Here is a 22,810-nt window from a genome sequence, read left to right as displayed (position 1 = left end):
CACAAACAGACCTATTTGCGTGCATCTAGGCTAAACAAGAGGGATAACAGCGCCTCGGTTGGGGCAAGACCCATAGCCGTCAAGTTAAGGAGGAAATGAGGTAAATTTCCCCCTCTCCCTCGATGGGGAGGGAATACAGCGGCAGAATAATATTCAGATGGTACGGAAAGTCCCCTCGCCCGCGAAAGGGATTTTGATTAGAACCTAATACTCAATCGCAGGAGAGGGCCTTAGAAGGATATTTCGCTCTTAGCTTGACGACCTATGGAGCAAGACCAAATAACTCCCTGGAAAGCTCCTGTCGTGACAAGAATCTTTATTCAGCTTGCTCTAATATACTGCATATCTCCATCCACTCTTCCTCCATTTGATGTAAAGACGTATGTGCAATATCACGTTCTTGCAGTAATTTATCCAATTTATTTTTTTGGCTACTGTCCTCATAGAGCTTAGATTCACTTAATTGGTCATCTAATTTATGAATTTCTTTTTGATGTTGTTCCATCAGTTGTTCTAATTTTTTTAATCGATTTTGTAACGTTTTTCTTTCCTTATAAACAGTAACTGATGCTGCATTGTTATTAGCCGTTGTTTCTTTTACTGTATCTTTTGATTGCAACCACGAATGGTAGTCATCCAGATCACCATCAAAAGGTTGTACTTTTTGTTGGTATACCAAAAAGAAATTATCCACAGTAGTTTTTAACATATGCCTATCGTGAGAAATTAAAATTAAAGCACCCTCATAACTTTGGAGAGCTAACTCAATCGCTGATCTCATGCCGAGATCAAGATGGTTAGTTGGTTCATCAAGCAACAACAAATTAGGTTTGTGCCAGACGAGTTTTGCTAATGCTAGTCGAGCTTTTTCGCCTCCGGAAAAATGGTGGATAGGTTGTACGGCCATATCACCTATAAAATTAAAGCCACCTAAAAAATCACGAATAGATTGTTCTCTTGTTTCTGGCGATAAACGCTGAATGGTCTCGACAGGGCTTAATTTACAGTCCAATTGTTCCAACTGATGCTGGGCATAATAACCTATTTTTAAATGAGCGGAACGGTGAATATCTCCACATAATATAGGTAAAGTTCCCGTTAGTGTTTTAATCAAAGTAGATTTCCCTTCACCATTAGGTCCGAGTAAAGCAATTCTATCCCCTGGATTAAGAGAAAGATTAATCTTTTTCAGGATAGGGGCATCATTTTGGTACCCAGCACTCACTAGATTACATTGAATTAAAGGGTTTCCCGCTCGAGGACAAGGAAAAAAATCAAAAGAAAAGGGGGAGTCTGCTTGTGCCGCAGCGATAAGCTCTATCTTTTCAATCGCTTTGAGACGGCTTTGAGCTTGTTTCGCTTTAGTCGCTTTCGCTTTAAATCTTGTGACAAAAGCCATCATATGGTTAATTTTGACTTGTTGTCTTTCATGCATGATTTGCTGCAAGGCCAATTGCTGTGCATGAGTTTTTTCAAAACTGCTGTAATTTCCGGTGTACAAATTTAAATTTTGATGTTCAACATGCAAGATATGGGTAACAAATGCATCAAGAAACTCTCTATCGTGAGAAATTAAAATAATAGTGCTGGGACTTTGTTTTAGAAAACGCTCCAGCCAAAAAATAGCTTCCATATCCAGATGGTTGGTTGGCTCGTCTAATAAGAGCAATTGAGCCGGCTTCATTAAACAACGAGCAAGGCTTAAACGCATGCGCCAGCCACCTGAAAAACTATTTACGGAGGCTTGTTGCTGATCTCCTTTAAAACCAAGACCAGACATAATGGTGGCCGCTTGTGCTGGCTTGCCATAGCCTCCAGTATGAGTTAATTCTTCATGACATGCTAATACCTCAGCATCGAGACCTGCTTGTTCTGCCTTTTCTAAACGTTGTAGCAATTTAATATATTCTTCATCACCACCCAGAACAAAGTCTAAGGCCTTTTCATTACTATCAGGTAATTGTTGTGATAAATGACTGATACTTAATTGCGGATTAATCTGATATTCACCAGTGTCGGCGATTAGTTTGCCAAGAAGAAAATCAAAAAGAGTTGATTTTCCGCATCCATTATGACCAATTAATCCTATTTTTTGTTTTTCATAAAGACTAACACTGACTTTATCTAATAGAATTTTATTTCCACGAGATAAAGTAATTTGACGCAGGGTAAGCATAATAAATCACTATCAAAATTTAATGGTTAATTTTACCATAATTTACTCGGTTCTTCCCATCAGAATTAATCTGAGGAGCTAATAGCAACCGTAGCCTGGTTGCAAGTGACCGAGCTACACATCTTTAGTCTGGACGCTATTAGGTGAGCATTTACCTTAATGCTTCACAATAATGCTCGCTCCATTTATAGTATAACTTTCCACGGATGGGGAATTATTTCTTGTCAAAATATCATTATAATAAATACGATACGGATGAACGGGTAGGGACTGATCTGCGCTTGGTCGTTCTGGGTATCTGTCTACTCATTTCAGGCCTATTTGCCATCACTATTTTCATTGATATCCAAGCTCATAAGGGAGCTATTTTCCTGCCAATATGGCTTTCCATAGGTAATATTGATGATGCTCGAGTAATGCTTAGTTCTATTTTGAGTACAGTAAGTACTGTTTTAGGCCTAGTGTTTTCTGTGGTGCTTTTAGTTCTCTCTATGGCAGCAAGTCAGTTTGGGCCACGACTCTTACGTCGGTTCATTTTGGATCATAATGGTCAAGGTACAATAGGGTTGTTTTCTGCCACCTTTTTATTCAGCCTTTCTACATTAGTTGTTGTACGCGTTGAAAACGGACATGAATTTATTCCGCAGATTACTACCTTAACGGCTATAGTTTTAATGATTTTTTCGTTCGCTGCTTTAATCGCCTTTAGTCAAAGTATTCGTAAAGGAATACAAGCGGGTAATCTTATTGCACGGGTTGCTACCGATCTCAGTGGCTCCATTAGTTCTTATATAGAGCTTAGAAAAGCACGTATAGCCGATAATACTCGCTTTTCGGCAGACAAAGGGCTTTCCATTGTGCGACAACAATGTATTGATGACGGGCATCCTATTCTTGCTCTCAATGCGGGGTATTTACAAAACATTAATTATGATAAATTAGTAGATATCATGTCGTCACACGATACCTGTATTGCGTTTAAGGTTCATCCAGGGAATTTTATTATTAAAGGGACTGTACTGGCATTTCTACTTTCAGCAAATAAAGATGGATCTTTGGCTAAAAAAATTAATAGTACTTTAAGCATTGGGCCAAACCGAACGCTCACTCAAGATCCTGAGTTTGCTTTCGCTCAAATTGTTGAAATTGGTATACGTGCTTTAAGTGCTGCAATAAATGACACGTTTACCGGCATTGCTTGTGTGGATTGGCTATCTAATGACATATTGTCCTTAGCTGAGCTTGAAGAAACAGAAGAAGCTTGGCGAGATAAGATGGGTAATATTCGTATTATTGATGTTTCCGTTAAATTTCCCCGGATGGTAGCGGCGGCATTTGATATGATGCGTGAATCAGGTGCCGATAATCCCGCAATTTTAATACGCATGCTGCAAAACTTTACCCGCATAGGGCCACAATTGAAAAATAATGAACAACGCGCTGCCATAATGCGCCAGGTCAAGGCCATACATGAATTGGCTCTACTCCAATCGTTCACTCAAACTGACTTAAAGGATATTCTCGAATGCTACAACAACGCGTGCGAGAGCTTGTTATTTGATTCTGCTTAAAAAAAGCGTTAACAGCCTATTTATAGCAAGTAATTGTAGGTAGTGTCATTAAGTCTTGGTCCAACAAAAAGTGTTACATTAGGTAGGAAACAAAATGTCTACCCGACCGACTTAATTGAATAGAAGTTAAACACTAGCGGCTTTCTTCACTCGGTTCTATTTTCTTTTTTCGCGCTGACTGATAACGTGCTTGCTTTTCTATATCTATATAGCGATCTGTTGTTGCACTAGAACTATGACCGGCATCATCACGAACATGTTCTCTAGGGCGGACTTTTACATCCTCAGAAATCCCTGTATGCCTGAGCCAATGCACCGTGGCTGCAGCTAAGTTGTCTGCTTCTTCCGCATGACCCTGATGTCTAAGTTGTTCTGCTGCGAAATCAAAACAACGTTGAATAATTCGTCTTATGGGGGCTGTGTCGCTGAGTGGCCCATTACCGCGGATTCTAGGGAGGAGAGGGGAGTTATCAGCTGGGGAAGGCAGGGGAGTTAAGCCTAAAAATAAGCGCCAACGCGTTAAACTCTCTAACATAGCGTCACTGACTGCGATTTGTCGTTCTTTATTCCCTTTACCTACAGTTGTAAACCACCAATGCCCATTACTGTCTTTAGCGAAGTCATTCATGCTTGGAATCCACCTATCACTGGCTGCAAGTTCAGAAATTCGTAAATACATGCCAAATAAAAGACTGAGCATAAATCGGGTTCTTTCATGTTTTTCCGGAGATTCTTCAGCCAAAGATTCTGCTGCTTGTAAAACAGCATCCCATTGCACTAAGCTGAGCCGTCGGATAGGAGAGTTTTGTTGTCGTTTGCGAATAAATTTACTTTTTTGTCTTATAAGAGCAACAGGGTTGGATACTAAGTATTCTTCGGCAATTAAAAAATTAAATAAAGTACTTAAAATAGCAAATATTTCTTGAGTTGCCCCTTGAGATAAACTGAATTGTTCAATGCTCGCACTTTGCCCACTCTTTTTCGCTGATTTGCTAATAGAGACAACAAATGGCCTCCATTCTTCATTGGGAATGCGTCTTCCATCTTTTTCAATAAAGCGAGGAACTTTTTTTAGGCTAATCCAAGATTTTGGTGGATTTAGACAAAAATGAATGTATTGCTCTATATCATCACGCTTTAATTCATCTACTGTTTTATTTTTAATGAACCAAGACCATTGCAGTAAACGTTCAGCCTCTCTTCGATAACTGTTAAACGTTCCCTGGCTACCAGTATAACTTTTCAGAAAACTTAATGTGTAATTAAAGTCATTCTGAAAACGCGGTTCTGGTATGCATACATTTTCATGGTTCTTGTGTAAATGAGTCAAATTATCAAATAAGGGCAGTAATTTAAGTTTCATGACTAAGTAATTTAAAACGATAATCACCAATGCTAGCTGAAAATTGGCGATTAAGATAGAAACAGTTTATGGGAGCAGGACATTTAAGTTTTTGGTTTTAATTTGTATAGTACATTCTCTAGTAATGTGCTGTTTTGTAGAGGATTTAAACAGATGTAGGTCTAAATTTGCACTAAAATAAAATTAATTAAAAATTAATGAATTAAGATATTGACCTTAGCGATATCCCCTAGTATCATTTGCGCTCTGTCCTTGGGACGGGTTAACGGGGTGTAGCGCAGTCTGGTAGCGCGCCTGCTTTGGGAGCAGGATGTCGGGGGTTCGAATCCCTCCTCCCCGACCAAATTAAGCGCCCGTAGCTCATCTGGATAGAGCATCGGCCTTCTAAGCCGAGGGTAGCAGGTTCGAATCCTGCCGGGCGCGCCAGTCGCCAAGCGGCTGTATAATGTACTGGTAAAGATTAATGGTGAGCGTAGCTCAGTTGGTAGAGCCCCGGGTTGTGATCCCGGTTGTCGTGGGTTCGAGTCCCATCGTTCACCCCAAATGATCAATTGATCTACCGCTAAAGATTCTAGCTGAGTCTTTACAAGATTGAATTACTGATTGATAATCCAACCTAATTGCGAAAGTGGCGGAATTGGTAGACGCACTGGATTTAGGTTCCAGCGGGGCAACCCGTGAGAGTTCGAGTCTCTCCTTTCGCACCACATTTCATGATAATTTCCGAGAGGTGAATTGATGCAAGTTTCTGTAGAGACCCTAAAAGGTTTGGAACGTAAGATTACAGTTTCTGTACCCACAGAGAAAGTTGAGGAAGAAGTAAGCTTGCGCCTCAAAAATCTTGCCCGTAAGGTGAAGGTTGATGGCTTCCGTCCAGGCAAAGTACCTATGGATGTTGTTAAAAATCGTTATTCTGATAGTGTTCGTGAAGAAGTGGCTCGAGAAATGGTTCAATCTACTTTATACGAAGCATTACAGAAGAATGAGTTAGTTCCTGCAGGTTACCCTAACGTTGAGCCAGAGCAACTCGAGAAGGGTAAAGATTTTGTATACACTGCAACTTTCGAAGTAATGCCTGTATTTGAAGTTAATGAATTGAATCAAGCTGCTGTTGAGTTAACCCGCTCTGAAGTAACAGACAAAGATGTCAGCGACATGCTAGATAAACTAAGAGAACAGAATAAAGTCTGGACTGAAGTATCTCACGCTGTTAAGAAAGACGATAAAGTCGTTATTGATTTCCAAGGCTTCCTTGATGACAAACCTTTTGATGGTGGTACCGCTGAAGGTTATGAGTTAGTTATAGGTTCTGGTTCAATGATTCCTGGATTTGAAGATGGAATTATTGGCGGTAAAAAAGATAAGCCTTTTGATATTAAAGTTAAATTCCCAGAAGATTATGGACACAAAGATTTAGCGGGTAAGGAAACTACGTTTAAAATTACTATCCAAAAAGTTATGGAAGGTCAATTACCCGAGCTTGATGACGCATTTGCTGAAAAGTTTAATATCAAAGAGGGTGGAATTGACGCTTTAACTAAAGATATTAAAAACAATATGACTCGTGAGTTAGAACGACGTGTTGGTATGATGAACAGAGAAAAGCTGTTCGATAAGTTAATGGAATTAAATCCAATTGACTTGCCATTGGCACTAATTGATAAAGAGATTGAGCACCTGAAACATGATATGTATCATCGTCTTTTCGGACATGAACATAGAGATGATGAGCAGATTCCTGATTTCCCAAGAGAGCTGTTCGAAGAACAAGCAAAACGTCGCGTTCATCTTGGCTTACTATTTTCAGAATATGTTAAAAAGCATCAAATAACTGCCGAAAAAGATAAAGTAGAAGCAATGATCGATAAGTTTGCTACTGCTTATGAAAATCCTGATGAACTACGTGCTTGGTACCAAAGCAGCAAAGAGCATCTGGCTGAAATTGAAGCATTAGTTATGGAAGAGATTGTTGCAGATAAAATAGCTGCAGATGCGAAGATCAAGCATAAGAATATGGATTATGATTCAGTGATGAACCCTAAAAAGGACACTGAAAAGAAAGGAGAATAATAAGCATGGCAGGTTATTCAGAAAATATGATGCGTAATGTTAGTGGACTAGTTCCAATGGTAATTGAGCAAACCTCTCGAGGTGAGCGCTCGTATGATATTTACTCACGATTATTAAAGGAACGCATTATATTCCTTTTAGGTGAGGTTGAGGATCATATGGCTAATTTAGTCGTTGCTCAATTATTGTTTCTTGAGTCTGAAAATCCCGAGAAGGATATATCACTGTATATCAATTCTCCAGGTGGAGTAGTTACTGCTGGGCTTGCTATTTACGATACAATGCAATTTATCAAGCCAGATGTTAGCACTTTATGTATTGGGCAAGCAGCTAGTGCTGCTGCCTTACTATTATGTGCAGGCGCTGAGGGTAAACGTTTCTGTTTACCTAATTCACGTGTCATGATTCACCAACCTTTGGGCGGCTATAGAGGACAAGCTACAGATATTGAAATTCATGCGCGCGAAACCTTAGCAGTAAGAGAGCGTTTGAATAATATCATGGCTCATCATACTAAAAAGACGCCAGATCAGATCATGCATGATACTGAGCGTGATAATTTCATGAGTGCTACCCAAGCCGTTGAATATGGGTTAATTGATAAAGTGCTTTATGATAGAGAATTATTATCTGGTAAAGCTGAGTAATTGATTTATAGATGTATTTTAGCCAACTTAGTGGTCTAGGCTCTAAGTTGGCACAAATTAAAGTGGCATATCTTTTTCTGATTGACTAAAATTTTACATGTGTATTACTGTTTTACGTAATAGCTGTAAGAAGGGGTTTGGTTATGAGTAAATCCGGTAACGGAAGTGGAGATAAAGTTCTGTATTGTTCTTTTTGTGGTAAGAGTCAACATGAAGTAAAAAAACTGATTGCTGGGCCTTCAGTGTTTGTGTGTGATGAGTGTGTTGAATTATGTAATGATATCATTCGAGAAGAAACACATGAAACTCATGAAGAAACAGAAACACGGCTACCAACACCAAAAGAAATTTCTAATTTCCTTGATGAATATGTAATTGGACAAACTCACGCCAAAAAAGTATTGTCGGTTGCTGTATATAACCATTACAAACGTTTACAACATAAAAATGAAGACGGTATTGAGCTTGGAAAAAGTAATATTTTACTTATAGGCCCAACTGGTAGTGGTAAAACTCTTTTAGCTCAAACTCTAGCGCGTATATTGAATGTTCCATTTGCTATGGCTGATGCAACGACACTTACTGAGGCAGGTTATGTGGGTGAAGACGTCGAGAACATTATCCAGAAGCTTTTACAAAAGTGCGATTATGATGTAGATAAGGCACAACAAGGTATCGTTTACATTGATGAAATTGATAAGATTTCACGTAAATCTGATAATCCTTCAATAACCAGAGATGTATCTGGGGAAGGGGTTCAACAAGCGTTGCTTAAATTAATTGAGGGTACTATTGCTTCTGTACCTCCCCAAGGTGGTCGTAAGCATCCCCAACAAGAGTTTTTACAAGTAGATACTTCTAATATCTTATTTATTTGCGGCGGTGCTTTTGCTGGCTTGGAAAAAGTAATAAGAGAACGAAGTGATAAATCTGGAATAGGATTCTCTGCGCAATTAAAAAACAAAAAAGATACTAGTAATGAAGTATCTAAAGTTTTAAGTCAACTAGAATCAGATGACTTGATCAAATATGGATTAATTCCTGAATTTGTAGGTCGTTTACCGGTTGTTACTACCTTGCAGGAGTTAGATGAGCCTGCTTTGATTAATATCTTAACTGGTCCTAAGAATGCCTTAACAAAGCAATTTCAATCTTTATTTAAAATGGAAGGTGTTGAGCTTGAGTTTAGGGACGAAGCTTTGGTCGCTATTGCTAAAAAAGCCATGAACAGAAAAATGGGTGCTCGCGGTTTAAGAGCTATACTTGAAAATATTCTTTTAGACACCATGTATGAATTACCTTCCTTGGAAGGTGTGAATAAGGTGGTTATTGATGAGAGTATAGTAAATAATTCATCCAAACCTATTCTCATTTATGAACAAGATGAGATGAAAAGTGTATCAGGCAGTAAAGAATAACAGTCATCGAAAGATTTCCGTGGTTCTTTACTGCGGAAATCAAATGCTCACTCCTCTTAAAAATAGTTGAGAATAAAGTTTAGAACCATTCACGACCTCAAACTGTTCTGCACGTGGTAGGGGTTCCTGGATTTGGCATAAACTGCTTCTCTAAATGTTGCGCCAAAATTAAGAATCCCTTCTTCGTAAATTTCTTGAATAATCAAGTCGCGAATAGTTAATGACGTTAGTTTAAGTAGTCGGTCGGATACTGGATCATTGCTGTTAGGTTTAGGAGGAAATGATATAAATTTCCCCTCATCCCCATCCTCTCCCTCGGTGGATAGGGACTTAGATTTTAGCTTGACGGCAATTGGCCAAGAGTATGCTCTACATTACAAAAGCTTAGATAGACGTTATTACGTGAATAGTCACAAATGTGTTGCTATGAAATCGGTTTATTATTGGTAATTGGTCTTTTAGTTTTGTTCTGATTACCAAAAAATCAATAAGTTAGCAAGCGTTTAATGAATTGTTCCCTAACACTAATATCTGTATACTCATATAAAACACGGCAACATTTATACTATGGCTTTTCGTTTGAATAAGGGTTCATTATGTCTGATGAAAATGAAGTAATACCAAATAAGACTGAAAAACTGTCTAACCTACCTGTACTACCATTAAGAGACGTAGTGGTTTACCCTCATATGGTTATTCCTCTTTTTGTCGGGCGGGGTAAATCAATTAAAGCTCTTGAAGCGGCGATGATTGATAATAAGCAGATTTTTCTAGTCGCTCAACGCAAATCTTCTAATGATGATCCAACTCCAGAGGATATTTTTCAGGTTGGTACATTATCAAGTGTATTGCAGTTATTGAAATTACCTGATGGTACAGTAAAGGTATTAGTTGAAGGTGAGCAACGTGCTAGAGCAAAAGAATATACTCAGGATAAAGGTTATTTAGAGGCTTCTCTAGAGCCAATAGAAGAGCAGAGCACTGCATTACAAGAGCAAGAGATTGGTATCTTAATGCGCTCTTTAATGTCTCAATTTGAACAATACATTAAACTCAATAAAAAAATTCCACCAGAGGTACTTTCACCTTTAGCTGGCATTGAAGAGCCAGGCCGACTTGCTGATACTATTGCTGCCCATTTGACTCTCAAGGTAGATGATAAACAAGAACTATTAGAGACCAATGATGTAGGAACCCGTCTTGAACGTTTAATGGCTGCTATAGAAAATGAGATTGATCTGCTTCATGTTGAAAAACGAGTACGCGGCCGCGTAAAGCGTCAGATGGAAAAGAGCCAACGAGAATATTATCTCAATGAACAAATGAAGGCCATTCAAAAAGAATTAGGTGAGTTGGGCGAAGAAGGCAATGAAATTGATCAATTAGAAAGTGCGATTAATAAAGCGGGTATGCCCAAAGAAGCAAAAGAAAAATCTCTTGCTGAATTACATAAATTAAAAATGATGTCTCCCATGTCTGCTGAAGCAACAGTTATTCGTAACTATCTAGACTGGATGCTCCTGGTTCCATGGAAAAAGAAAAATAAAATCCAGTTTGATTTGCGTAAAGCTGAAAAATTATTAGATAAAGAGCATTATGGTCTGGAGCGTGTTAAAGAACGTATTATTGAATACCTGGCAGTACAGCAAAGAGTTAAACGTCTTAAAGGACCAATTTTGTGCTTGGTTGGACCTCCAGGGGTTGGTAAGACTTCTTTGGGGCAATCAATTGCTAATGCTACAGGACGTACTTTTATTCGTATCGCTTTGGGCGGTGTTCGTGATGAGGCTGAAATTAGAGGGCATAGAAGAACTTATATAGGTTCTATGCCAGGTAAGATTATCCAGAAATTATGCAAAGCAGGGGTTAAAAATCCGCTGATCATGTTGGATGAAGTGGACAAAATGGCTATGGATTTTCGTGGTGATCCGGCTTCTGCTTTGCTTGAGGTGCTAGATCCCGAGCAAAACCATACATTTAGCGATCATTATTTAGAAGTGGATTATGATCTCAGTGATGTTATGTTTATAGCTACAGCGAATTCTTTAGAGATACCGGCACCGTTACTCGATAGAATGGAAGTGATTCGTTTGGCTGGATATACTGAAGATGAAAAAATAAATATCGCGGAACAGTATCTGGTACCCAAACAAGTTGTTCTTAATGGATTGAATAATAGCGAAATCACGATCAGTGAGGGCGCTATAAGAGATATCATTAGGTTCTATACTCGAGAAGCAGGCGTACGTAATCTGGAGCGGGATATAGCTAGCGTTTGCCGCAAGGTAGTTAAAGATATTTTATCCAGCAAGAAAAATAAGAAAGTTAATATTTCGGTAAGCAATATTGAGAAATATTTGGGTGTTAAGAAATATAGATATGGATTAGCCGAAGAGTTTGACCAAGTGGGACAAGTGACTGGGTTAGCATGGACTAGTGTAGGTGGTGAATTACTTACTCTTGAAGCGTCCATGATGCCAGGTAAAGGGAAAGTAACTCATACTGGTCAGCTAGGTGAGGTCATGCAGGAATCTATTCTTGCAGCAATGACTGTTGTACGAAGTCGAGCTAGTAAATTTGGTTTGGCTGAAGATTTCTATGAGAAAAACGATTTTCATGTGCATGTTCCTGAAGGGGCTACTCCTAAAGATGGACCAAGTGCTGGTATTGGTATGTGTACGGTACTTGTTTCTGTTGTGACACAAATTCCAGTAAAAGCGGATGTGGCGATGACAGGGGAAATTACACTGCGCGGCCAAGTTTTACCCATAGGCGGTTTAAAAGAAAAATTATTAGCTGCTCACCGTGGGGGCATTAAGCATGTAATTATTCCTGAAGAGAACGTAAAAGATTTGGAGGAGATTCCTGATAATGTTCTACGTAAGCTTAAAATTCATCCAGTTAAAACAATAGATCAGGTTCTAGAACTGGCTTTACAACGTAGTCCTTGGGTTGAAAAGCCACAAAATGTACAAGCTGATGCTAATGTAAGTAAAAAAACGAAAAAAATTAAAAATAATGATTTACATACCCATTAATACCGGGTATATTTCACTTCGTCGCCCGCCACTGGTGGGCACCGCAAGGAAGTATAGACTTGACTGGGGCAGTTAAATCTGTTTAAATCAGCTCCGGAATATGGATGATTAACTGTACAAGGGGAAAAGATGAATAAGAGTGAATTAGTTGAAGCTATAGCAAGCGGTTCAGGTTTAACTAAAGCTGACGCGAGCAGAGTTCTTGAAACTTTTATGACTACTGTAACTGATGCCTTAAGAAGTGGCGATCAAGTTGTAATACCTGGATTTGGTTCTTTCTCAACAGGTAATCGTTCAGCACGTACCGGTAGAAACCCGCAAACTGGCAAAACTATTCAGATTAAAGCATCTAGAGTAGCCAAGTTTAAAGCAGGCAAGAATTTAAAAGAAGCAGTACAAGAAGCTTAAGATTTCTGGGTGCTTAGCTCAGCTGGGAGAGCATCGCCCTTACAAGGCGAGGGTCGTAGGTTCGATCCCTACAGCACCCACCAAGAAATGGAGTGGTAGTTCAGTTGGTCAGAATACCGGCCTGTCACGCCGGGGGTCGCGGGTTCGAGCCCCGTCCACTCCGCCAGAATAACGCGCCGAAAGGCGCGTTTTTTTTATCAAGTTATGATACACTCTCACTTTATCAATCTTATTTATTAGAAAAATGGATCTCCGGACATGTTGCAGAAGTTAAATGAACGTATTCAAGGTATTGTCGCCTGGTTAGTCATTATATTAATTGCTATTACGTTTACACTTTTTGGTGTTGATTATTATTTTCAATCCCACCAGACGTCTAATGCCAAAGTGGTTGTTAATGAGCTGCCAATAACGAATCAAGCATTTGAAGCTAATTACAGACGCGCGCGTGCGCAGCAAGATATCGAACATATGACTGCTGCCGACGAGAAGAATCTTCAAACTCAAGTCTTAAACCAAATGATAACCAATGAAGTAACGGTTCAAGCAGCACATCGTTACGGCTTTGAGGTCAGTGCAGACCAGGCTAATGCGGCTATAGTGCAGATTCCTCAATTCCAAGAAGATGGTCATTTTTCTACGCAGAGATATCAACAAGCCCTAAACGGTGCATTATTTACACCTGAAACTTTTCAAAGTGAAGTAAAACAAGGCATGTTACTTAACCAGCAGCGTTTTGCTTTTATGGGGAGCTCTTTTGCATTGCCTGGCGAAATTAAGCAATTCGTAAGATTATACATGCAGACCCGAGATTATGATTATCTTATAGTCCCTGCTACTCGTTTTGAAAAAGAGGTGAAAGTTTCAGATGAGCAAGTCAATCAATATTATAAGGAACACCAAAAAGAATTTATGACTCCTGAGCAGGTGAGTATTGATTATGTCAAACTTGCTATGAGCGATATTCGTTCTAAAATTCATATTTCAGATGAAGATGTAAAAAAATATTATGATGACAACCAAAGTAATTTCCTAACTCCTGCTCAATGGAATGTTGCGCATATTCTCTTTGCTGTGCCAGGGGATGCGTCACAAGCAGAGGTGGAGCAAATTAAGAAGAACGCTGATGAGGCGTATAATGAGTTGAAAAAATCTCCTCAGCAATTTGATCAATTTGTTATCTCTAAGTCAGATGATAAACTGTCTATAGCTGATAAAGGGGTTCTGCCTTGGATTACAGCTGGTCAGAATGAATATGGGAAAGTGTTGTCAGCATTAACAACTCCCGGTGAAATCTCTTCTCCAATAAAAACTAAGCATGGTTTTGAAATTTTTAAATTACTAGATTATAAACCAGTAACAACTCGATCATTAGCCGAAGTTGATTCTATGATCAGAGAGCAACTTTCAACGGATATGGCTCAAGCCCGATATGCACAAGCGTTGGAGCAGTTATCTGATTTGAGCTATCAATCTCCCGATTCGCTTCAACCAGTTTCAGAAGCTTTAGGCTTAAAAATTCAGCATACTCAACCATTTTCACGTTTTTCAGGTACCGATTCTGTGACACAAAATAAGCAAGTCATTAATACTGCTTTTAGTCATGATGTTCTTGATCTCGGTAATAATAGTGATCCAATTCAATTGGATAATGATGCTGTTATAGTATTACGTGTCAATCAACATATACTTACCAAAGAACAGTCTGTAGCTACGGTTCATAATCAAATTAAAACTCTTCTTACTAAAAAACTTGCTGAAGCGAAGGCAAAAGAGGTGGGGACAAGTTTATTAAATCCCGTAGAAGATAAACAACAACAAGAGTTAATGCACTCTAACCAATTACAATGGCATGGAGTTGCAAATGCAGCGAGAGATAATGATAAATCTAACGCCATGATTAATGATTTAGCGTTTAATTTGTTGAGACCAGAAAGTAGAGAAGGTGTTACTTTGGATAATGGTGATTACGTTGTAGTAAAACTTAAACATATCAATGATGGAAAACTAAGCGCTTTGGATAACGAGCAAAAGAATAGCTTAATACAGCAAATAGAAGCTAGCTATGGCATGATGGATTATGATTTGTATGTAAATAATCTAATGAAACATGCGGTGATTACTAAGCACTAATAGGGCTTCTAGTTTTCATTCGATTCCTACTTATACACTACTTAGTAGTGTATCCTAAATAAAACATAGTCGATCGGGCAACATTGCCCGATGCGATAAGCAAAGATCAAAGATAATCATTTGTCGCGTTATCTGTAGTCCTCTCTACGTTTAATGGTCATCTCAAATATACTCAATGCCAGGTCATATTTAAAATAAGATATTAGATTTTAATATCGTTATTGGCTAATATGATTTACAGAAAATATCGTAGCTGATTAAGATCAATTCGCATCTCATATACAAAGCAAATGTTTTCTCATGTCGCTAAGCAAGTATTATCCTGTGATAATGAACCGCATTTATCACGAATGGTAAGCGCTTTAAGAGCGGTAAAAAATTTATATGAATATTTCATAATATGTTAAGACTAGCCCTAGAATTGTAAACGAGTTTATTAATATTTTTTAAGGATAATGAGTAAAAATTAACTAAATAAGGACGTATATGAAAAAAATATGGTTTTCAGCTGGCCTGTCATTTATCTTAGGCGATTGCATTGCCTTTACTCCTATTATTGTTCCTCAACCTACGACATGTGTTGCTGCTAATTTTAGTGCAACAGGAAACAGTAATTGGCAAACAATTTCATTAAAACTTACTAACAACTGCAATCAATCAGTGGATTTTCAAAATTCTACGATAACTTTCTCCAATGCTAGCAACCTTAATAATGTAACTTTTTGGGGAAATTTTTCTCCTTTATCTTATCCTTCTAATACATTAGCAATTAGTGCACAGCCACAAGGGACAGGAGGTTATTTATCATCACTTTCTTTACGATTTCCAACTTATCCAGGAGCAAATAGCAATCTACCTCAAGGAAGCTCTTTTACCCTTATTTATGGGGCGTCGAAGGCAGATTATGTCGCTAATAGTGTAAATGTTTATTTAAGCTCTCCTATTGCGACAGGTAACATCAATTTAACTAATTCAACAGCACAACCTGCTCATGTAACACAGCCTTATGCTTTAGTGAATGTTACGTTAAATGGTAATACTGTGAGCACTGTTCAAGTCCCCTGGTCCGGACAGCAAACACTTTCTGGTTTGGCAGCTGGAACTTATGCTATTTCTCCAACTAATGTTACAGATAGTAACGGTCTTGTCTATCAAGGAACCGCTAATCCAGCGGCTGTTACCGTCAATGCGAACTCAACTGTTGCATCGTCTATTAATTATGCTGCATTACCAGTAACAGGCCAAATTAGTATTCACTCATCAGTATTACCCACGCCATTATCAGGGTATACAGCCATTCCTATAGTGACTCTTACTCGTTCTGATACGAATAGTGCAACTACCAGTCCAGTAAATTGGAATGCTACTACGCTTATTAATCAATTAGCTAATGGCGTCAGTTATAATTTTTCCACACCGGTGATCAATTACAATGGTTATAATTGTGCACCCATTTTTACTCCTTCTTCAGCAGTTGCTGCTGCCTCAGCCCCCGTTATACAATTAACTTATACGTGTACTCAGGTAGCACAAGATAATATTCCTATTAGCATCAGTGGGGCTCCTTCGTCTCTATCTTCAATTGATGTAAGGTTTATTCCTACTGGCGAAGCTACACCAGTTAGTGAAACAATATCGTTAACTAATGGCGTAGGTTCTGGAGCAGTGCAATTGACTGACGGAGCAATTTATACAGTTAGTGCAACCCCTGTAAATGGCTATACCGTAAGCTATTCTCCACAGCCATTAACTGCTTCATCTACCGGCTCTGAAACAATCACCTACACTCAAAACAGCTCAAGTAGTGGCGGACGAATCATAGGATACTTGCCAGGATGGATAAATCCGCCATCGGCAACAGTTTTAGCTAATGCTGGATATACACACGTTATAATTGCTTTTGGTGTATTTAGTACGACTAACGCAGGCCAAATTACTTCCGCCTTTGATACAATAACACCAGCCTACATTCAATCGTTGCAAGATGCCGGAATTAAAGTGTTACTTTCATTAGGAGGGGCCTCTACCAGCATAGCCAATACTACAGTTAATTTTCATCAAGTAGTGTCAGCCGCTACATCACCAGCCATCTTTGAGCAAACCTTCCTTAATTCATTAGAGAGTTTACTTACTCAATATAATTTTGATGGTTTTGATTTTGATATTGAAAGTGGTTTAAATGCAGGGGGAACATTCACCAATCCTGCTGGTGATATTACTGTTTTAGCAAATATCATTAATACCATGCATACTAATCATCCTAGTCTTTTACTTACGTTGGCACCACAAATTGCCAATATCTCTGCTACTTCAGGTTTTGATGCTACGTGGGGTAATTATGCATCTTTAGTAATGCAAACTCATCAATCTTTAGCATGGGTTGGTATTCAAATGTACAATTCAGGCTGTGCTTATGGAATAGATTTAATTTGTTATGATCCTAATAACAGCAGCAGTCCCGACGCTTCGGTAGCCATGGCAACAGACTTATTGGCTGATTGGCCGGCAAAAACCAGCACAGGACAAACAACAGGTTTTCAACCTTACATTAGCTATTTGACGCCATCGCAAGTGGTATTGGGATATCCTGCGCCCAATGCATCTGGCTCTAGTGATGGTTCTCCTGCAGCGGTCATTGCCACCATAAAACGTTCTATTCAATGCTTGCGCACAGGTCTTACTGGTTCAACAAGCTGTGATACATATGTTCCACCACAAACATATTCTGGATTTGGTGGGGTTTTTGCCTGGGAAATTATTCATGACGAAAATGACAACTATAATTTTGCTACTAGTTTAGTAAATTGCGTCAAAAATAATAATTGCAATTAAAGCAGAGCCAAACTTTTATACAAAAATAAAGGCTACTTTCGAATTACCGCTAAATGTTGGCATCCATAAAACGTTTAAAATCCAATGGATACCGGCTTTTGTCGGTAATTCGCGCCTGACACCACTGTGTGAACACTTCTAAATAAAAAAGCCTTGGAACTATTACAATACCAAGGCACTTTTTAATAATGATAATGAATAAAAACTTAAGCAAGCTCGCTCATAGATGATACAGCATGGTAGCCTGCATCTACGTGCACCACTTCACCTGTAATACCTGATGCTAGGTTAGAACAAAGAAATGCTGCGGTGTTTCCTACTTCTTCTATAGTTACATTTCTTTGTAATGGGGTAACACTTGCATACGCAGTTTGAATTTTTCGAAAATCTTTGATGCCTGCTGCAGCTAAGGTTTTAATTGGTCCAGCAGATATAGCATTTACTCTTAAGCCTTTGGGTCCTAAACTGGCTGCTAAATAGCGTACAGACGCTTCTAAGCTTGCTTTAGCGATACCCATAACATTGTAGTTAGGCACTGCCTTTTCCGCGCCATAATAGGACAACGTTAAGATGGAACCTTGGTCTTCCATCATAGGTAACGCAGCTTGAGCAAGACCAACTAAGCTATAAGCACTAATATCATGGGCAATTCTAAAACCTTCTCTAGTGGTATTTTCAACAAAATCACCGCTAATTTGGTCTGCGGGAGCAAAAGCCACGGAGTGAATGAGTATGTCAAATTTATCCCAATGTTGTCCTAATTGGCTAAAAAGAGATTTGATTTCTTCGTCTGAGGCAACATCGCAAGGAAAAGTGAGTTTAGAGTTAAACTCAGCTGCCATCGTTTCAACACGGGATTGCAGTCTATCATTTTGGTAGGTGAAAGCGAGCTCAGCTCCTTGCTCATGGAACGCTTTAGCAATACCGTAAGCAATGGAACGATTGCTTGCCAATCCAATAATTAATGCTTTTTTTCCAGCTAAAAATCCCACGGCGATCTCCTTCTTATTATTCTTTTTTAGTCGTATGACTTGCTAATAATTCACGCATTTTTGCTTGGATCATTTCAATAGCAATTCTATTTTCTCCACCACGTGGCACGATTATATCTGCATATCGACTCGATGGTTCAATAAATTGAAGATACATTGGTCTTACGGTGGTTTCATATTGATGAACTACTGATTCAAAAGTTCTATGCCTTTCTACTACGTCTCTTTTTAAACGTCTTGTCAAACATACATCAAGAGGAGTAGACATAAAAATACGAATATCCATAATTTCACGCAGTGCTTTATCGCTAAAAAGTAATATACCTTCTAATACAATAATTGCATGTTGCCCTATGGTTCTTGTCTCAGGCAAACGTAAATGCTTGGAGTGTGAATAAATTGGAATATTGACTGATTGCCCTTGTCTTAATTGACGCAGATGATCACAAAGTAGTGCATGATCGAAAGATTCAGGATGATCGTAATTGATTTTTTCCCTTTCAGTGAAGGGTAAGTGTCCATTGTCTTTATAATAGGCATCTTCCGAGATTACTACAACTTGGTCTGAACCTAATTCATTAACGATTGTATTAGCTAAAAGGCTTTTACCGGAAGCAGAAGGGCCGGAAATCCCGATAATTATTGCTTGTTTACTCATTGGCGATGTCATTAGAAATTTTGTGCAAATGGTAAGGGTTTTTTGCGCCAAATTCAATCGAATAAACGTTTTAAATGTTGACATAGACTCTAGGAGCCACAAAAATTTAGCAATAATGGTCAAATAATATTTTTCTGAACAGAGTAATCTTATGGATGTAGATAAAACGATAATTTGAAATTGAGAATATGATGAATTATGAGCATCAAATAAGAAAGGTAATTAAATATATTGGTCAACATCTTGATGACAAGCTTACTCTAAGCCAATTGAGTGGGGTCGCATGTTTTTCAAAATATCATTTTCATCGTTTGTTTACAGCTTATACGGGATTATCTCTACAACAGTATATACGTTGGTTACGCCTGAAGCGGGCTGCCCATCAGCTAGTTGTTGAGAATGATAAATCAATTATTGACATTGCAATCAATGCGGGTTTTGAGTCCCATGAGTCTTTTACTCGAGCATTCAAACAAAGTTGTGGTATTACCCCAAGTGAGTTTAGAGTCCAGTCAAATTGGCGTTTATGGGAAAAGCAACCTTATTGTTTGCCTAAAAAAGGTGAAGCGGTTATGAATGTAGTGATTAAAAACATGAAAGAAAGGCGTTTAGCGGTAATTGAACATCGTGGAGATCCTCAAAAAATAGGGGGCAGTGTTAATAAGTTAATGCATTGGGCGCAAGCCCAGAATTTGAATGTGATGCCTAAAGCAGGGGAGTCTTTTGGATTCGCCTACGATGATCCTCAAACAACGGCGGCATCAGAGTTTCGTTTTGATCTTGGAGTTACGGTACCTGAGCAATTAAAACTTCAAGGGGAAGTGATAGAAAAACGTTTACCTGGAGGCCGTTATGCAATAGCAGTACATAAAGGATCGCGAGATAATATTGGTAACACAGTCTATGCTTTATATCGTGATTGGTTACCTCGTTCCAATGAGGAACTCGGCGATTTACCTTGTATTTTTTGCTACTACAATTTTGACCATGAAGTGGCTGAAACGGAATTACTAACGGAGTGCTGGTTATTGTTAAGATAAAATATGATAGATTCTGCCATCTTTTATGATGGCATCAATTTAAGAGCGCGTCGCCCGGTTGCTAGCAACCGGGCGACAATTATCCTATACAGGATTGGTTCCTTACAGTTACATTTGATATTATTTGTTGGAAATTTAACTGAAGATAGATAATGCTCACACACTCGTCACCAGGCTAACATAAGTTAGCTTCGTTGATACTGTTAAGGTAGGGGTATGGAACAATGCTCATAGAGATAATTTATTTGTGGAGGTGAGTATTTTGGTGATTTGCCCCACCTCATCAAGCAAACCCAGTGCAACAACGAATTGTTCGTTTAATGGTGGTAATACTTGAGGCGATTTGTTGAATAGTTCACATGCTTTTTCATTACAACTGTTAAATAATGTTAAATGCGGATCATAATCTTTAAATGCCGCATTTAATGGTTTTTTTATAATTGCGGCGATTTCTAAATGAATGCGGGTGAGTTCATCTAAGTGATCTGGCATTAATGAGATCCAACATACTCCTCCCCATCGCGGATGATTCGCATAGGACTTGCTTCTTCTTGTTGCAAACGAAAGAGTTAATGGTGGCAGAGATAAATTGGATATTTGGCGCCATATACCTTCGATACTCTCACTATCCATGACGAAATGGCATAATGAGATATGCGGAAAAGAAGAGGGGCCTAAGCAGTAAGTTTCCGGATGAGCTGTCGCTGCAAGCTCTTGTGCCACTTGAATAAAGTGCTCTTGATTACGACTTGGGATGTAAGCGATATTATATCCTTGAACCACAGCTAACTCCTTTCTGGGGTGGTAAGCATTTATTGTAAACTCAAGTCTGACTTTGCGCCAAAATTTAAGTATGCACCATCAATGGCTTAAGCAATCAATTTTGTGCTGCATAATTGTAACTTGGTTGCAAGCAACCAGGAAGAGAGGATTCAACATTTGATCCCGGCTTTGAGCAGCGGAGCTATGCCGGTTGAAACTAACCCATTTTATTACATGGACTTCTTAGCAAGCCGATCAAAAATATGCTTTGGGAGTAATAGCCAATAATGGCCTTCATTTTTCATATGTTCGCCAAGGAACGTTGCTATTTTACCTGTACCCCAATAGATATCACCACGCATAAAACCACGAATTGCGCCGCCAGTATCTTGAGCGATCATGAGACGTTGTAGCTGTTTGTCGTCATTCTTTTGTACATCAGGCTTTTTAGTGTCTAACCAAAGCGGTGCTCCAAGAGGGATCCATTTTTTGTCAACTGCTAAAGAATATCCTGGTGTTAAAGCGATATCTTGAGACCCCAACGCCATGGGTTTCTTTAAATTTTCAAAGAAAACAAATGATTTATTTTTGTGTATGAGTGCATCTGCTTTATCAGAGTGATTTTCTAGATAGCGTATAATAGCTGATTTAGATGCGGTATGTCTTGTCATTATCCCTTTATCTATCAGCACCTTCCCGATTGATGTATAGGGTGCGCCGTTTTCACCCGCATAACCCAGATACATATTTTTACCATTAGGAAGCTTAATAACTCCAGCCCCTTCTATTTCTAAAAAAAGTCTTTCAATCGGGCTATGAATCCAAGCTATTACCGGCGCTTTTTTCTTAATAGCTCCATGATCGATTTGTTCACGAGTATAGTTTGCTGCGCCTTTAGGCAATCCATAAATGGGCGTATTGTATTTAGTGGTTTGCTTTAAGCTACCGTCTAACTGCGGCATGTAATAACCAGTGAATAAACCATGGACTGGCTTTTTTTGTTCAAATTCTATGGGATGAAACCATTTTTCAAAGAAATTTCTCGCTGTATCTTCTGAAACTTCGTCAAAATCCAATGCTGCTTTGCATGCTGGATGCCAGTCTCCAGCCTTTAATTTTATATGTGTTGAACCTGTTTGATGTGACGGCTCCTGTTTTAAAAACCGCTTACAGGATACCTGAAATGCAAGTAGAGATTTCTTAACGTCTGCTGTGTCCCATCCAGGCAATTCATCAAAAGAAACTTTGGTGAGAGCAAGATTATTTACAGCACTATTTTTTATAATAATTTTTTTTGCATGCTGTTTCTTAGATATTTTTTTAGTGTTTTTTGATTTCTTGCTAACTATTTTCTTGTGGGCAACCTTTACCGCAGAACCGTGCTTCGTTGTTTCGCTTTTTGGAGCAATATGAGCAGAAAGGGCATCGTTGCTTGCTATTTTTGTGAAAGCGACTTGGCTTGCAACATCAATTTGAGTTGTTGCTTTTTGAGTCGAGATGGTTTTTATAGCTTCTTTTTTAACAGGTGCTAAGTTACCTGGTGCCTTTTTATGGAGCAAGGAACCAGTGAAGCCGAGCGTAAGAATAATAGTACCTGTTATTGTATAAATTATTTTTTTATTCATAGGCGAGACAAATTTTACACAAAATGAAATTTATGGCAACATTTTTTTATCTTTTTTAAATATTTAATGGTTAAATA

14 protein-coding genes, 6 tRNA genes and 1 pseudogene are annotated in these 22,810 nt (G+C 38.7%); 15 read left to right on the top strand and 6 right to left on the bottom strand.

The genetic code is table 11. The features are described 5' to 3' along the window. Positions 1-316 precede the first annotated feature (316 nt). Positions 317-2,176, bottom strand: a complete 1,860-nt coding sequence (locus LFA_RS09150; RefSeq protein ID WP_045095923.1) for an ABC-F family ATP-binding cassette domain-containing protein — start codon at positions 2,174-2,176, stop codon at positions 317-319. Between the two features lie 221 nt (positions 2,177-2,397). Between LFA_RS09150 and LFA_RS09145 the strand changes: the two genes are divergently transcribed. Beyond that, on the top strand, positions 2,398-3,747 hold the full coding sequence (locus tag LFA_RS09145; RefSeq protein ID WP_045095922.1) for a DUF2254 domain-containing protein: 1,350 nt from the start codon (positions 2,398-2,400) through the stop codon (positions 3,745-3,747). A gap of 133 nt (positions 3,748-3,880) precedes the next feature. Here LFA_RS09145 and LFA_RS09140 read toward each other — a convergent pair whose 3' ends face one another. Beyond that, a complete protein-coding gene (locus tag LFA_RS09140; protein WP_045095921.1) occupies positions 3,881-5,110 on the bottom strand; it encodes a tyrosine-type recombinase/integrase in 1,230 nt (409 codons plus the stop codon). A gap of 266 nt (positions 5,111-5,376) precedes the next feature. Between LFA_RS09140 and LFA_RS09135 the strand changes: the two genes are divergently transcribed. The 13 genes and pseudogenes from LFA_RS09135 (at position 5,377) to LFA_RS09075 (ending at position 17,656) form a co-directional block, all read left to right on the top strand. Further along, positions 5,377-5,453 (top strand) — tRNA-Pro (locus LFA_RS09135). 6 nt (positions 5,454-5,459) lie between these two features. Continuing rightward, positions 5,460-5,536: transfer RNA gene (locus LFA_RS09130), tRNA-Arg, on the top strand. A 40-nt stretch (positions 5,537-5,576) separates the two neighbouring features. After that, a tRNA-His gene (locus LFA_RS09125) sits at positions 5,577-5,652 on the top strand. An 80-nt stretch (positions 5,653-5,732) separates the two neighbouring features. Beyond that, positions 5,733-5,817: transfer RNA gene (locus LFA_RS09120), tRNA-Leu, on the top strand. Positions 5,818-5,848: 31 nt separating this feature from the next. Beyond that, positions 5,849-7,180: a trigger factor gene (gene tig, locus LFA_RS09115; RefSeq protein WP_045095920.1), complete on the top strand. Its 1,332-nt coding sequence runs from the start codon at positions 5,849-5,851 to the stop codon at positions 7,178-7,180. A gap of 5 nt (positions 7,181-7,185) precedes the next feature. After that, entirely contained in the window at positions 7,186-7,827 is a 642-nt protein-coding gene (gene clpP / locus LFA_RS09110) for an ATP-dependent Clp endopeptidase proteolytic subunit ClpP (RefSeq protein ID WP_045095919.1), read from the top strand. A gap of 143 nt (positions 7,828-7,970) precedes the next feature. After that, entirely contained in the window at positions 7,971-9,245 is a 1,275-nt protein-coding gene (clpX, locus tag LFA_RS09105) for an ATP-dependent Clp protease ATP-binding subunit ClpX (protein WP_045095918.1), read from the top strand. Positions 9,246-9,841: 596 nt separating this feature from the next. Continuing rightward, positions 9,842-12,283, top strand: coding sequence for an endopeptidase La (lon, locus tag LFA_RS09100; RefSeq protein ID WP_045095917.1), 2,442 nt, complete (start codon positions 9,842-9,844; stop codon positions 12,281-12,283). A 126-nt stretch (positions 12,284-12,409) separates the two neighbouring features. Next, positions 12,410-12,691, top strand: a pseudogene (locus tag LFA_RS09095) (HU family DNA-binding protein); the annotation flags it as partial. A 7-nt stretch (positions 12,692-12,698) separates the two neighbouring features. Next, positions 12,699-12,774, top strand: a tRNA-Val gene (locus LFA_RS09090). 6 nt (positions 12,775-12,780) lie between these two features. After that, positions 12,781-12,857: transfer RNA gene (locus LFA_RS09085), tRNA-Asp, on the top strand. A 92-nt stretch (positions 12,858-12,949) separates the two neighbouring features. After that, a complete protein-coding gene (locus LFA_RS09080; RefSeq protein WP_045095915.1) occupies positions 12,950-14,824 on the top strand; it encodes a SurA N-terminal domain-containing protein in 1,875 nt (624 codons plus the stop codon). Between the two features lie 486 nt (positions 14,825-15,310). Then, complete coding sequence (locus tag LFA_RS09075; RefSeq protein ID WP_045095914.1) at positions 15,311-17,656, top strand: glycosyl hydrolase family 18 protein; 2,346 nt, start codon at positions 15,311-15,313, stop codon at positions 17,654-17,656. Positions 17,657-17,862: 206 nt separating this feature from the next. On the opposite strand, the gene LFA_RS09070 is transcribed toward LFA_RS09075, so the two are convergent. Further along, entirely contained in the window at positions 17,863-18,648 is a 786-nt protein-coding gene (locus tag LFA_RS09070; RefSeq protein WP_045095913.1) for an enoyl-ACP reductase FabI, read from the bottom strand. A gap of 16 nt (positions 18,649-18,664) precedes the next feature. Continuing rightward, a complete protein-coding gene (gene udk / locus LFA_RS09065; RefSeq protein ID WP_045097517.1) occupies positions 18,665-19,306 on the bottom strand; it encodes a uridine kinase in 642 nt (213 codons plus the stop codon). 188 nt (positions 19,307-19,494) lie between these two features. On the opposite strand from udk, the gene LFA_RS09060 reads away from it, so the two are divergent. Continuing rightward, the gene (locus LFA_RS09060) at positions 19,495-20,346 is read left to right on the top strand and encodes an AraC family transcriptional regulator (protein WP_045095912.1); all 852 of its coding nucleotides are present in this window, start codon (positions 19,495-19,497) and stop codon (positions 20,344-20,346) included. A 228-nt stretch (positions 20,347-20,574) separates the two neighbouring features. Here the strand turns inward: LFA_RS09060 and LFA_RS09055 are convergent, their stop codons facing one another. Continuing rightward, positions 20,575-21,129, bottom strand: coding sequence for a 2'-5' RNA ligase family protein (locus LFA_RS09055; RefSeq protein WP_045095911.1), 555 nt, complete (start codon positions 21,127-21,129; stop codon positions 20,575-20,577). Between the two features lie 209 nt (positions 21,130-21,338). Next, positions 21,339-22,733, bottom strand: coding sequence for an MltA domain-containing protein (locus LFA_RS09050; RefSeq protein WP_231865830.1), 1,395 nt, complete (start codon positions 22,731-22,733; stop codon positions 21,339-21,341). Positions 22,734-22,810 lie beyond the last annotated feature (77 nt).

This window comes from Legionella fallonii LLAP-10 (assembly GCF_000953135.1).
GTDB lineage: Bacteria > Pseudomonadota > Gammaproteobacteria > Legionellales > Legionellaceae > Legionella > Legionella fallonii.
The sequence above is the reverse complement of the archived record's forward strand: the minus strand, read 5'-3'. Positions and strand labels throughout refer to the sequence as shown.

What these genes read in the sequence shown, in the direction of transcription:
- LFA_RS09050 (WP_231865830.1), bottom strand. Translation starts at nt 22,733, where the DNA reads ATGAATAAAAAAATAATTTATACAATAACAGGTACTATTATTCTTACG.
- LFA_RS09075 (WP_045095914.1), top strand. Translation starts at nt 15,311, where the DNA reads ATGAAAAAAATATGGTTTTCAGCTGGCCTGTCATTTATCTTAGGCGAT.
- clpX (WP_045095918.1), top strand. Translation starts at nt 7,971, where the DNA reads ATGAGTAAATCCGGTAACGGAAGTGGAGATAAAGTTCTGTATTGTTCT.
- udk (WP_045097517.1), bottom strand. Translation starts at nt 19,306, where the DNA reads ATGAGTAAACAAGCAATAATTATCGGGATTTCCGGCCCTTCTGCTTCC.
- clpP (WP_045095919.1), top strand. Translation starts at nt 7,186, where the DNA reads ATGGCAGGTTATTCAGAAAATATGATGCGTAATGTTAGTGGACTAGTT.
- lon (WP_045095917.1), top strand. Translation starts at nt 9,842, where the DNA reads ATGTCTGATGAAAATGAAGTAATACCAAATAAGACTGAAAAACTGTCT.
- tig (WP_045095920.1), top strand. Translation starts at nt 5,849, where the DNA reads ATGCAAGTTTCTGTAGAGACCCTAAAAGGTTTGGAACGTAAGATTACA.
- LFA_RS09060 (WP_045095912.1), top strand. Translation starts at nt 19,495, where the DNA reads ATGATGAATTATGAGCATCAAATAAGAAAGGTAATTAAATATATTGGT.
- LFA_RS09150 (WP_045095923.1), bottom strand. Translation starts at nt 2,176, where the DNA reads ATGCTTACCCTGCGTCAAATTACTTTATCTCGTGGAAATAAAATTCTA.
- LFA_RS09080 (WP_045095915.1), top strand. Translation starts at nt 12,950, where the DNA reads ATGTTGCAGAAGTTAAATGAACGTATTCAAGGTATTGTCGCCTGGTTA.
- LFA_RS09140 (WP_045095921.1), bottom strand. Translation starts at nt 5,110, where the DNA reads ATGAAACTTAAATTACTGCCCTTATTTGATAATTTGACTCATTTACAC.